The following is an 11189-nucleotide window of genomic DNA, read 5'->3' on the forward strand; positions in this document are numbered from 1 at the left end:
GCGTTGGTCCCCTTTCTGGAAAGCGAGAGCAAGCATCCAATCGCAACGTGGATCGCCCGCCCGGAGCGGGTGGTGCTTTACAGCGTGCCAATGTCGGCTGCGCGCGTGCATTCGGACGTTGGTGCAAATTACGCCAATGACCGGTGATGGCCGCTCTTTGCCTCATGAGCCGACTACGCCAGCCCGTCGACAGGGGATGAGACGCGAAGGGCATACTTTGAACGCGTAGATTCTCCCGTCCCCAGCCACATAAAGTCTGCCGTTCGCGGCAAGGATGGTCACGAAATGACGAAGCCCCGACATGCGATCTTCCGGGCTGCCCCCATTGAACACGGGCTGGCCGGTGTCGGCTCGGAATCCGTGCAGCCGGTCATCGCCCTCCGCACCGGCAATCCAGACGATGCGCTGCTCGCCGTCACCGCTCGTCGTCGTGATGGCGCTACCGGCGCCATCCACCTGCGCGCACCACGCGGTGCTGATTCCGCCTCGCGAGCCCTTGGCGATTCGCAGCGCCACAAGGCCTGCGGCGTTCGACCGCTGCGTGCACTCTGCGCCCGAGCCGTGGAATGCGACGAACGCCGCGTCCGCCGTCGACCACGACGCCGGTGCCGTGATGATGGGCCGGTGCGTCACCTGTCGCACATCGAGCGCGCCACCAATACCGCCTAGATTGTCGCGATCGAGCAGATAAGCCTTGCCGTCCTTGCCCAACGCGACGATCAGCCGACGTCCGCGAATCTCGATTGGCAGCGGGTTGACGCCGCCAAGATCGAGGTCGAGTTCGTCGAGCCGCTGCCAGTCGAGCGGAGCGAACGCATCGCGACGGCTCGCCGAGCGATGCAAGTCGGGCGCAAGCCGCAGGACGGCCTCCCCATCGCCCCAGGCAACGGCACCTTCCGTGTTGCCTGTCGACACGAACAAGCTGCCGTCTGCCGCCGCGATTCCGCCAGGCGCCCAGATACCGCCCTTGCTGCCTCGCGTAGCCCAGGCGGTAGTGGCGTCGGGGGCGTCGGGGTGGTCTAAGCGAAACCCTACTACCCAACCGTGGTAATCACCGCAATCGCCCCAATGCCCGCCGTACGGCACGAACAACCGTCCATCGAGAAGCGCGAGCGCGCCCCGCTGGTTTTGCGTTCGCGGCAGAAAGGACATCCCCCGCGAGCGCAAGGCTTCGGCGACATCGACCGGCCAGCCGGGCAGCACCGAGCCGTCGCGCAGCGATAGCCCGAACACCTTATGTCTCGCACCGTCGTTGCTGTCGATCATCGCGTCGAGATAAAGCGCGCCCGTTTTCGGATCGATTACGGGCGTTCCCGTGATGCCGAGCGGATCGATATTGCCACACGGAAGCGCATCAAGCGGCACCGCGGCGCCCAGCGCTTTGTGCCAGACCACATGGCCGGTCGTGGCATCGAGCGCGTACACGTCGTTTGCCTCCGTCGCGACGATCAGGAGGCCGTTCGACTTGCGAGACGGACGCCAGTAAAGCGGCTGCGCGTAGACATGGCCGTTGACCCTGCCGTCAAAGTCCCTATCCCGATGCAGCCGCGACGCGCTTTGCCAGGTAAGCCCGGGAACGACGTATTGCCCGCTGCGGTCGGCCGCGCCGTGATAATCGGTTACGGAGTCGCCGGCCTGCCCCCACGCCGCCCCTGCACGTGTGCACGTCAGCAATGCAAAGAAGGCAGGTAAAGCCACCGCCCGCAGAAATATTCTCCTGGCAAGCACGCGCACCTCCATTCCGGCGGAGCCGGCAAGCGACGGATCACGAAACACGTTGATGAATCGACGATTGGCGAACGAGGCATGGCGGATCACGCCGGGCCTTATCGAGACACCAACCTTTGAGCAATTCGTTCGGCGACGGTTTCAACGTTCCCGAACGCTTTCGCCGCGCAATCGTAGAGGGCAATGATCCTGTCACCGCCATCTCGGGGCGGCCAGGAGGCCTTTCAGATGATTATCAATTCGCCCCAAGGGTGCATGCGCCGATGGATGACTGTTTTCGGGCGACGTGACAGGCGATTGCCGACCCTGAAGGGACATTTGCGTCGCTCGAAAACGGCCATTCGCCAAGCAATGAACAGTGGGCCATCGGCGGCCAAGGTGGAAGCTGGAGTCAGATTTGCTCGCAACCAAGCCGGCGATTTTACGCATCGAGCACAAGTGGCCCTAAGGAATTGTCGATCAGGACTTTCCATCCGCCGCCGGGCTGCTCTCGGAATACCGTCGTTGCGACGAGTTCCCTCGTGGAAACTGTCCCATTCGATTCCTTGTAGTCGAGCGTCCATCGAGACAGGAACAATGCAACGCCATCTGCTTCAAAAACGTGGGTCTTGAGCTGCGTGGCCGATGCACCGGATTTCATCGCACGTTCGAAAAAACTGCGTAGCTGTGCTCGTCCTCGGACTGTCCTTCCCGGCTCGGCGACGACGACCGCCTCATCTTCATAGAAGCCCATGACGGTATCAATGTCGCGTTCATTGAATGCTTGATCCAATAGCTCTACCGCCTGCTCCGGGCTGTGCGCGATCATGGTTTTCCTCTGAAACACATCGTGACGTGGACGGGCGACCGGCCGGATAGCAGGCACGGCCCATTGGTGGAACGTGTTCGATCTGAGGCATTCTGCGTGAAGACGCACTAGCTTGTCGACGATCTGTCCATTGATGTCGACTGACCGCTCTTGGCTGCGCCCGGACCGATGACGACGGTCGCGACGCATCGTTGGAGGCTGCGGACGCCGGCGGCAGATGACGACCCAATGCTGCCGTTCGGCCCGACGGCGTTCGAACGGCAGCTACCAAAGTACAACGGTCAATCGTGGCTCTCGCGGTGCTCAAAGATTTTTTTCCCCTCAAAGCTTTCTTGCACACCTTGCTCGCAATTCGGCGGACACGTTACTACACCGTCCGCGCTCTCGCCTGACACGGTGACTGCCCTGTAGACAACAGATTCGATAAACGTCCCGTCGGCAGCGACGACGATGTTCAGATCAGTCTCGACGCCGGCCGGCACGGATCCGCCGGTGGTATAGACGGTTTTCATGGTGCCGGTGCAATCGGAGTTCACCGTGTAGGTGCCGGTCTGGTGCGGATTGAACGTAGTCTGCCCACCTTTCGGCAGCCCGCCGATAACCCCAAAGTCGGTGCGTGAAAAATGGCTCGTACCGTCGAACGTCACCAGAGCAACGTCATCGAGGATCGACGGGGCAGCGTACGGATGCACCTTGCCGTCGGCACCTATCAATCCAAGAATCTCTCCGTGACCGATAAACTCAAATGCTCCCTTTAGCATTGCGTTCGAGCAAAGGCCGTCGGCCTGCGCGGCACCACTGAGAGATAGAAGGGCAACAGCTGTTGCAGAAAAAACGCTTAGACGCTTGCTTTTCATGTTCATCTCCAAGTCATGAATCGGGCGCTTAACTTGATCAAGCGGAGAAGTTTGCTTCTTTAACTGACCGAACCGTATGCATCCGTTAGCAGGAGTCGAAAACTGGCACGGTTTCGCTTGGCTACTATTGGTTTGCGAAATCCCTTGTCACTAAACTTCACGATTTTGGTGGCGATATACGACCGGCTTCCCATGGCGTGCCACGTAATGCCCATTGATTGCCAATGGACAAGCAAACGCGCAGGCGTCACGTCACCCGGCGCGCGGGATGGCCGCACAGGCGAGCGGATGCTTGAAGATGGAGACGTAGGGTGTCTAGACCGCGTGCGTGAAGCAAGTGTCCATAGTCGTCGCCTTCCTTCCCTTCGTTAACTACCGACTGTCCCCCGGACACAAAGCAGGCCCACGACAATCTAGTGAGCAGGACTTTTCGTTATTGATCGAACATAGACGCACGATTGTGGGATTACAAGGCGACGTTAAGTTATTTTGGCAATAAAAAAGCCAACGATATCCGTGGAATTGCAGACATGTCACTTGGGTTGCGGTTTTTTGAATAAGTCATCTTATTATAAGAATAGGGGCGGACGGGCCTCCATCGGACTGCGCGAGAACGAGGATAATTCACGTGTACAGAAATTCCGGACGAATGCGGCGGGGACGATTCCAGCGTCGACCCTGCTGCAAACGGTCGATCTTGCGACTTTTATCACACTGGTCGATCGGCCGTTTGCTGGGTGGAACGGTCGCCATGATGTCCGATCGACGCTGCGGGCGAACGAAGCTTTGTGGCCAAACCCGGACCGACGACGAAGGCCGCACCGCATCGTTGGGCGCTGTGGGCGCCGACGGCAGATTCCGACCCTTAGCGGCCTTTGGCGTGAGCGCCGACGAATGGCCGAAGTTGGGTTTCAGAGGCAGCCTGCGTACCCTTGGTTCCCGTGCCGAAGTCAATGGATGGGCGCTACTTTTCGAGAGCGGTGCGAGGAGAGGATTCGCGTAACAGCCGCTCGAGGTAAGACTTCCACACTACCGCCAGAGACAGCGTCAGGTGACCGATTGTCCTGGCATCTTCCGGAATCAATACAAACTGAGCACTCGGAACTGATTCGACCAGCGTCTTGACGATGCTCAGATCTGCTGCGTTAATGACGTCGTCCGCGAAATTGACGGCAACGACGTGCGCCTTGATCTGATTCAACGTGGGTTGCGGGTCATAATCCCATGAGGATTCGAGCCAATAGAGAAAATCGTTGGCGTCGTATTGCCTGGCTGCCCCGACCATCCGGTCGTAAGTATCGATGGCGGCTTTTCGGTTCGGCCCTTGGGTCTGCAGGCGAACTGCGCTGTCCAAAATGACCGGCCAGAGTGGTGCTGTAAAGAGCCAGTGCTGAGGCGGCGTTGTATAGTCTCCGCCCTTCCAATCAGGGTCGTTTCGAATTGCCTCGGTGAGAATACGACGGAAGATGAGATTGCGACCGGAGATCTGCATCGGTTGGCAAGCTATGGGCATGATCGCGTCCATCATGTACGGATAACGCTCCGCCCACATCCATGCTTGCATCCCACCCATCGAGACACCTAGCACGAGTCGAAGATGATCCACGCGCAGCCCGTCGTGAACTAATTGATAATGTGCACTTACGACATCGCCATAGCCATATTTTGGAAAGCGTGCTCGTAGCCCGTCACTGGGCTTGCTCGAACCGCCTCGCCCGAGCCCATCTGGAATGATAATGTAGTAACGTGAGGCATCAAGCGGTTGGTTGGGGCCGAACAATTCGCCTGCGACTGTCGGAGCCAGGAAGGCTTTTCCTGTTCCGGACGTACCGTGCAGCAGAAGCACTGCATTCGTGACATGACCACTGGAATCACGCTGCGGCGTGCCAAGCGTGGTGTAATGCAGTCGGACTTCCGGAAGTTTATCCCCATTTTGAAAGTGGAAATCTCGAACAGTGATGTCGCCTTCCTGCTGAATCAGGCCAGGTTGGGAAGGGGCATTGGCCGCGATGGAGTTGCCGAATGCGGCAAGGAAAATTGCTGCCGCCACGATTCGAAGCGCCGTGAGGGTCGTCGCTATTACAACGCGATCTTGGAATGAAGTGCGTTCCATTATCCACTCCTTGTTATATCGTCAAAGACATCACGTCTCAGCCGCTGGCACTTTGTTCCGGCTGTAGAAGAGGCTCACTTCATAGTATGCGAACGGCGACACCGGTTGGCGATAGTCGCCCCTTATGTCAGTCTACTGGCCAACTTCGGTCTGTGCGTTGGTGAACACAGGAAACCAGTCGACGGTCGCGGCCCGTAGCATGCCACGATGGCCCGACACGTAAGGCGAAGTGCGTAGTCGCCTTCGAAGGCGGTTTTGTGGATACACCGACCCTCCGAACATCTTAGTCAAGGAGCGACCGAACGACACTTCCTGGCCGGTTCCGCACGATCAGAGCCGCGCCAGAAAGCAGCCGCACGAACGCGGATGCCGCGCCGCTTCGTGCGGTCAGCATGCTCGCTCTAGATGCCCCGCTGACGCGCGATAAGCGTGATGGGCACCCAGTGGTCGGGGACCATGGTATGCAGGACGCCCACGACGAGCACTGCGCCGACGAGCAGCGATGCCGACCCCGCATTCAGTTGCTCAATGATAAAAAACTCATTGGACGGTCCTAGAGGTATTTACTGATTTCCTTGAATTCCGCAAGCGCAGCTTTTGCAGACTCGGGGTCCGCGCCGGACTGCGCCTCAAGGCAGTGATCCACGTGATCGTGGATGAATGCCTTCTTGGCGTTGGTAATAGCCTTCTCGATGGCGTGCAGTTGCTGCGCGAGCTCGACGCAGTTCCGGCCGGCCTCGATCATCGCGATCGTGCCACGCAGATGCCCTTCAGCGCGCTTCAGGCGCAGAACGATGTCCGGGTGGGAGCTGTGGGTTGCGGTCTTGTTCATGGACGAATCCCATCCACCTGGAGGGGATAAGGCAATCTGTTTTGTATTCCCTTCCGCGTGTGCGGTCTTACGGAAAGTGGGCGGCGCTAAAACCAGGCGAATAGACTATGCAACATCCGAGCCGTCCATGAATGCCACCGCCGCAACAGCGCCGGTTACACCCGAGCGCACCGTGAAGATTGCCATCGCAACACGACTGTTGACGTTGTTCCTGCCCGCAGGCGTCGATCGGAGCGCGCGGTTACTGCTCGTTGCACGGAGTTTGCGCGGGTGTTGCGACGGCTTTATCGCGGTGCTGCTGCCCGCTTACCTGTTGTCGCTCGGTTTCGGGCAATTGGCGGTCGGCGTGATCAGCAGTACCACGCTCCTCGGGTCTGCGTTGGCAACAATCCTGGTCGGTCTGTTGGGCAATCGTTTTTCACGACGTGGCCTGCTGCTCTTCGCGGCTAGTCTGATGATGGCCACCGGTCTAGCTTTCGCTGCTCTGTCATCGCTGTGGCCTCTGCTCGTGATCGCGTTCGTCGGCACGCTGAACCCGAGTTCGGGCGACGTCAGCCTGTTCCTGCCGCTCGAGCACGCACGCCTTGCGGAATGCGCGGCGGACAACTCGCGCACCGCACTGTTTGCGCGCTACAGCCTCGTCGGTGCGCTGTCCGCCGCCGTCGGCGCACTTGTCGCGGGACTGCCGGACTGGATCACTGCCCGTACGGGCGCTTCGCTGCTTTCCACCTTGCGTGCCATGTTCGTTGTCTATGCGCTGGCGGGCTTCGTCATCTGTCTGCTTTACCTGCGACTGCCGGCTGGCCCGTCAGACGTTGACAAGGCCAGGGCGCCGCTTGGCCCGTCGCGCGGGATCGTCACACGCCTCGCACTACTTTTCAGCGTGGACGCATTTGCCGGCGGTCTACTCGTCAACTCGCTGCTGACTCTTTGGTTAATCGAACGATTCGGCCTTTCGCTTGGCGCTGCCGGGAAATTCTTCTTTTGCGCAGGCCTGCTCAGCGCAGTTTCCCAGCTCGCCGCCGCACCGTTGGCCCGTCGGATCGGCCTGCTCAACACGATGGTGTTCACGCACATTCCATCGAGCGTCTGCCTGGTTGCGGCCGCGTTCGCCCCATCGCTGGCAGTGACCCTCTCGCTTCTGCTCATGCGCAGCGCGCTGTCGCAGATGGATGTGCCCACGCGTAGCGCTTATGTCATGTCAGTCATCACTCCGGCTGAACGGCCTGCCGCGGCGAGCTTCACCGCAGTGCCGCGAAGCCTGGCGGCAGCGCTCGCGCCGATCCTCGCGGGTGCGCTGCTAGGCCTTGGCTGGCTCGGAGCGCCACTCGTTGCATGCGGTGCGCTCAAGATTGCCTATGATCTCTCGCTGCTTGTCGGGTTTCGTCACGTCAAGCCCAACGGCGATTAGCCATTCGACGTTGGCGACGATCCCGACGTGCCAATGCGCGAGCGCTTTTATTTCAGACGACGGAGCACCAGGTGAACTGATCCGCCCCCGACTGCTGATACTGGGCTCGTGATTCTTAGTTGATCGTTGGAGACGGCAACCAAGCGGACCTGATCCTCTCCGTCCCAGTTCGGAAACGTGCTGCCATCGTAGTGAATTCGCATCTGTGCTGAGTTCTCGTCGATGGAGTAGCGACCGAAATACGCAATGCTTCCCTGAACAATCGCCTTGTTCTCCTCAGCGGTGCCGGATAGCCTGTTGTTTGAGGCAAATCTCGGCAAATTGGCCTTCTGCAGGTAGAGCACGAAGTGCCCATCTGCTTGGTAGATCACGATGCCTTTCGGATCGTTTCCGAAAGGCTCCTGGCGCTTCCCGTCCTGTTCGACGTATTGCGAGACCGGCAACCAGGTGCCGACAACCTGCTCCCTTAAGGTCTGTGCGCGCGCGACGTCGGGGAGAAGCGCGCTGACAGTGCACAGGGCGAATACTGCGAGCCGCGTGGCTTTATTGACCGACGGTGTCTTGCTAGCGGACATACAGGTCTCCTTCCGCAGTTTATTGCGCGGATATCCTGGTGATATTACGCGTGGGGACGTCTTGTGCATCCCCAGGAATGCCCGTTCTCCGTGGCGCCGCTGCCCCGCTTCAGGAAGGGGTGACTGGCTTCTTGAGGTCCAGCAGCCGACGCGATCATGCGAGTGGAGCCATTCCCTGAGGAAAGGATGGAGTCCATTGGGAGTGTCTGCTCCAGGCTGCGGAGCCGCCGCTTGAGCGTTCGAAAAATAGTGCAGGCGAGTGACGCTTCCTGGCCGAACCCGGACCGACGACAAAATTCGCGCCGCATCGGTGGAGCCCGTGGACGCCGACGGCAGATGCCAACCCGCGGCGGCCATCCGGGCGCTGCAACTGCAACGGCGCCTCTGAAAGTCCAACGATCATTCGCTACATGGATCGCTAGCTGAGCCAGCGACACGCTGATGTTTCATCCCTTGCTCTTTTCGATATTTCGACTATTATCGAATCATGGAAACGAACCAGACCATCGCCGCTCTGGCGGCACTCGCACACGAGTCCAGACTCGCCGTCTTTCGCGCCCTGGTGCAGGCAGGACCCGACGGCATGCCCGCAGGCCAGATCGCCACACTGCTGGATGTGCCGCCGTCGTCTCTGTCCTTCCACCTGAAGGAACTGGCCCACGCACAACTCGTCACCAGCCGGCAGGAAGGCCGGTTCGTCTTCTACTGCGCGAACTTCGCAACGATGAACGGCCTGCTGGCCTATCTCACCGAGAACTGCTGTGGCGGCAACCCCTGCTCACCGACATCAGCGTGTTCCCCCTCCAGGGAGAAGCAATCATGAAGCGCTTTCACATTCACGTCGCCGTCGCCGATCTCGCAGCGAGCATCCGTTTTTACTCGGCGTTGTTTGCGGCTGAGCCGACCGTCGTCAAGAGCGACTACGCAAAGTGGATGCTCGAAGATCCGCGCGTCAATTTCGCAATCTCGCAACGCGGCGCCACGCCGGGACTGGACCACCTTGGCGTGCAGGTCGAGAACGAAGCCGAACTGGCCGAGATGCACGATCGACTTGAAGGCGCAGCACTGCCGGTCGAAACGCAGATGGGTACCGCCTGTTGCTATGCGAAGTCGAACAAGTACTGGACCGTCGATCCGCAGGGCATCGCATGGGAGTCGTATCACACGCTGAACAACATTCCCGTGTTCGGTGAGTCACGTAACGCGCAGGACAGTGCGCCTGCTTCTGAAGTCGCAGCGTGCTGCGCTCCGTCGTCGGGCAAACCGATCGGCATTCCGGTCAAGTCTTCGTCGTGCTGTTGAGCCCGGCGCGCGATTCAATGGGGAACACATGACAACCAATGTATTGATCCTGTGCACGCACAACTCGGCGCGCAGCGTGCTCGGCGAGGCCATGCTGAATCACCTCGCTTCGAAGCTGGGCAAGAACGTGCGTGCTTTCAGCGCGGGCAGCGCACCGGGCGGCCGTCTGAATCCGTTCGCCGTTGAGGCACTCACGCGCGCGGGTATCGACGTGAGCGGCTATCGCAGCAAGAGCTGGGACGAGTTTGCCGGCGACGATGCGCCTGCCATGCGTATCGTCATTACCGTCTGCGACAGTGCAGCCGCCGAGACGTGTCCCTACTGGCCGGGCAGTCCCGTCAAGGTTCACTGGGGCTATGCAGACCCGTCTGTCGCACCGGGCGGCGACGAGGACAAGCGGGTCGCGTTCGAACTTACCCGTCAGGCGATCGGATATCGCATGCTGCAACTGCTCGCACTTCCGCTGGACACGATGAGTAACGAGGACCTCCAGCGTGCTCTCACTGCGATTTCCGAATCATGACCGATTTGACGAGTCTTACCCGCAAGGTCTTCGCCGAACTGGTTGGTACGGCTGCGCTGCTCGCCGTGGTGATCGGATCCGGCATCATGGCGGAACGACTTGCGGGCGGCAATGTGGCGATTGCCTTGCTCGCCAATACGCTGGCAACAGTAGGCGGGCTGTATGTGCTGATCGAGGTCTTCGGGCCATTGAGCGGAGCCCATTTCAATCCGGCCGTCAGCGCCGTCATGACGTTGCGTGGCGAACTGCCCGCACATGAACTGCTGCCGTACATCGCTGCACAACTGCTCGGCGCAGCGCTCGGTGCGTGGCTCGCACACGCGATGTTCGGCCTGTCTATCCTCGAGGTCTCTGGCAAGGCTCGCTCCGGAGCCGGGCAATGGATTGCTGAAACAGTAGCAACTGCCGGCTTGCTGCTGGTCATCCTGCGCGCACCAGCCGGACGCGCGTCGGTCATGGTAGCTGCGTACATCGGCGCAGCATACTGGTTCACGGCATCGACGTCGTTCGCGAACCCGGCCGCAGCGTTCGGCCGCATGTTCAGCGACACCTTCGCAGGCATTGCGCCATCGAGCGTACCCGGCTTCGTCATTGCCGAACTGATTGGCGCGGCAATTGGCCTCGGGCTACACACGGCCTTCGAACCACGCGAGCAACGTATCGGCCACCCGAACCTGATCGAGTCCTCAGGTGAGCACGGAGATATTCGCTAACGCCACCCTCTGTTGACATCCTTCTCCCCCTCTCGCTGACGCTCGCCGGCCAAAGGCCGGGAAGGGGGAGGATTCCTGCTGCGCTACGTGATGCTCCACGTAGTCGCTTCGAATTAGAAAGGACTTTCCCGATCCCGTGGCATGCGGATATGCCACGATGGTTGGTGCTGGCAACCCATCTGAGAAGGGGAAAGTCATGAACAAGATTACTCGTATCGGCGTCGATCTGGCCAAGAACCTGATCGTGGTACATGGAGTCGATTCGATGGAACGCGCGGCAGTCAGGAAGGCCATCCCACGGCAGAAGTTCCTCGAATGGTTCGCCAA

The 11189-nt window shown here is 60.0% G+C and carries 12 protein-coding genes; 6 read left to right on the top strand and 6 right to left on the bottom strand.

Translation table 11 applies throughout. From position 1 onward, the window contains the following. Nucleotides 1–162 precede the first annotated feature (162 nt). Complete coding sequence (locus G3N94_RS03035; protein WP_205790601.1) at nt 163–1818, bottom strand: PQQ-binding-like beta-propeller repeat protein; 1656 nt, start codon at nt 1816–1818, stop codon at nt 163–165. A gap of 26 nt (nt 1819–1844) precedes the next feature. Here G3N94_RS03035 and G3N94_RS03040 point away from each other — a divergent pair, with 26 nt between their 5' ends. Then, nucleotides 1845–2018 (top strand): hypothetical protein, encoded by a 174-nt coding sequence (locus G3N94_RS03040; RefSeq protein ID WP_205790602.1) that lies wholly within the window; start codon nt 1845–1847, stop codon nt 2016–2018. A gap of 131 nt (nt 2019–2149) precedes the next feature. Here the strand turns inward: G3N94_RS03040 and G3N94_RS03045 are convergent, their stop codons facing one another. The 4 genes from G3N94_RS03045 to G3N94_RS03060 all read right to left on the bottom strand — a co-directional run bounded on the left by G3N94_RS03045 (nt 2150) and on the right by G3N94_RS03060 (nt 6338). Next, on the bottom strand, nt 2150–2536 hold the full coding sequence (locus tag G3N94_RS03045; RefSeq protein ID WP_205790603.1) for a DUF4440 domain-containing protein: 387 nt from the start codon (nt 2534–2536) through the stop codon (nt 2150–2152). A gap of 281 nt (nt 2537–2817) precedes the next feature. Then, a complete protein-coding gene (locus tag G3N94_RS03050) occupies nt 2818–3393 on the bottom strand; it encodes a hypothetical protein (RefSeq protein ID WP_205790604.1) in 576 nt (191 codons plus the stop codon). A 964-nt stretch (nt 3394–4357) separates the two neighbouring features. Further along, entirely contained in the window at nt 4358–5506 is a 1149-nt protein-coding gene (locus tag G3N94_RS03055) for an alpha/beta fold hydrolase (protein WP_241021530.1), read from the bottom strand. Nucleotides 5507–6059: 553 nt separating this feature from the next. Next, complete coding sequence (locus G3N94_RS03060) at nt 6060–6338, bottom strand: metal-sensing transcriptional repressor (RefSeq protein ID WP_205790605.1); 279 nt, start codon at nt 6336–6338, stop codon at nt 6060–6062. 127 nt (nt 6339–6465) lie between these two features. Between G3N94_RS03060 and G3N94_RS03065 the strand changes: the two genes are divergently transcribed. Next, nucleotides 6466–7749: an MFS transporter gene (locus tag G3N94_RS03065; RefSeq protein WP_205790606.1), complete on the top strand. Its 1284-nt coding sequence runs from the start codon at nt 6466–6468 to the stop codon at nt 7747–7749. A 47-nt stretch (nt 7750–7796) separates the two neighbouring features. Here the strand turns inward: G3N94_RS03065 and G3N94_RS03070 are convergent, their stop codons facing one another. Next, the gene (locus tag G3N94_RS03070; protein ID WP_205790607.1) at nt 7797–8324 is read right to left on the bottom strand and encodes a lipocalin-like domain-containing protein; all 528 of its coding nucleotides are present in this window, start codon (nt 8322–8324) and stop codon (nt 7797–7799) included. 487 nt (nt 8325–8811) lie between these two features. Between G3N94_RS03070 and G3N94_RS03075 the strand changes: the two genes are divergently transcribed. Genes G3N94_RS03075 through G3N94_RS03090 form a run of 4 tightly spaced genes read left to right on the top strand, consistent with a single transcriptional unit; the run spans nt 8812 to nt 10862 of the window. Next, nucleotides 8812–9147, top strand: coding sequence for a metalloregulator ArsR/SmtB family transcription factor (locus tag G3N94_RS03075; RefSeq protein ID WP_205790608.1), 336 nt, complete (start codon nt 8812–8814; stop codon nt 9145–9147). Further along, nucleotides 9144–9626 (top strand): ArsI/CadI family heavy metal resistance metalloenzyme, encoded by a 483-nt coding sequence (locus tag G3N94_RS03080; RefSeq protein ID WP_205790609.1) that lies wholly within the window; start codon nt 9144–9146, stop codon nt 9624–9626. The genes G3N94_RS03075 and G3N94_RS03080 overlap by 4 nt, the downstream gene beginning before the upstream one ends. A gap of 28 nt (nt 9627–9654) precedes the next feature. Beyond that, nucleotides 9655–10149 carry an arsenate reductase ArsC gene (locus tag G3N94_RS03085; RefSeq protein ID WP_205790610.1) on the top strand — a complete coding sequence of 165 codons (495 nt, stop codon included), beginning with the start codon at nt 9655–9657 and terminating at the stop codon, nt 10147–10149. Continuing rightward, nucleotides 10146–10862: an MIP/aquaporin family protein gene (locus G3N94_RS03090; RefSeq protein ID WP_205790611.1), complete on the top strand. Its 717-nt coding sequence runs from the start codon at nt 10146–10148 to the stop codon at nt 10860–10862. Before G3N94_RS03085 ends, G3N94_RS03090 begins: the two co-directional genes overlap by 4 nt. Nucleotides 10863–11189 lie beyond the last annotated feature (327 nt).

The organism is Burkholderia sp. Ac-20353 (genome assembly GCF_017104785.1).
Classification (GTDB): Bacteria; Pseudomonadota; Gammaproteobacteria; order Burkholderiales; family Burkholderiaceae; genus Burkholderia.

What these genes read in the sequence shown, in the direction of transcription:
- G3N94_RS03045 (WP_205790603.1), bottom strand. Translation starts at nt 2,536, where the DNA reads ATGATCGCGCACAGCCCGGAGCAGGCGGTAGAGCTATTGGATCAAGCA.
- G3N94_RS03050 (WP_205790604.1), bottom strand. Translation starts at nt 3,393, where the DNA reads ATGAAAAGCAAGCGTCTAAGCGTTTTTTCTGCAACAGCTGTTGCCCTT.
- G3N94_RS03055 (WP_241021530.1), bottom strand. Translation starts at nt 5,506, where the DNA reads ATGGAACGCACTTCATTCCAAGATCGCGTTGTAATAGCGACGACCCTC.
- G3N94_RS03060 (WP_205790605.1), bottom strand. Translation starts at nt 6,338, where the DNA reads ATGAACAAGACCGCAACCCACAGCTCCCACCCGGACATCGTTCTGCGC.
- G3N94_RS03065 (WP_205790606.1), top strand. Translation starts at nt 6,466, where the DNA reads ATGAATGCCACCGCCGCAACAGCGCCGGTTACACCCGAGCGCACCGTG.
- G3N94_RS03070 (WP_205790607.1), bottom strand. Translation starts at nt 8,324, where the DNA reads ATGTCCGCTAGCAAGACACCGTCGGTCAATAAAGCCACGCGGCTCGCA.
- G3N94_RS03075 (WP_205790608.1), top strand. Translation starts at nt 8,812, where the DNA reads ATGGAAACGAACCAGACCATCGCCGCTCTGGCGGCACTCGCACACGAG.
- G3N94_RS03080 (WP_205790609.1), top strand. Translation starts at nt 9,144, where the DNA reads ATGAAGCGCTTTCACATTCACGTCGCCGTCGCCGATCTCGCAGCGAGC.
- G3N94_RS03085 (WP_205790610.1), top strand. Translation starts at nt 9,655, where the DNA reads ATGACAACCAATGTATTGATCCTGTGCACGCACAACTCGGCGCGCAGC.
- G3N94_RS03090 (WP_205790611.1), top strand. Translation starts at nt 10,146, where the DNA reads ATGACCGATTTGACGAGTCTTACCCGCAAGGTCTTCGCCGAACTGGTT.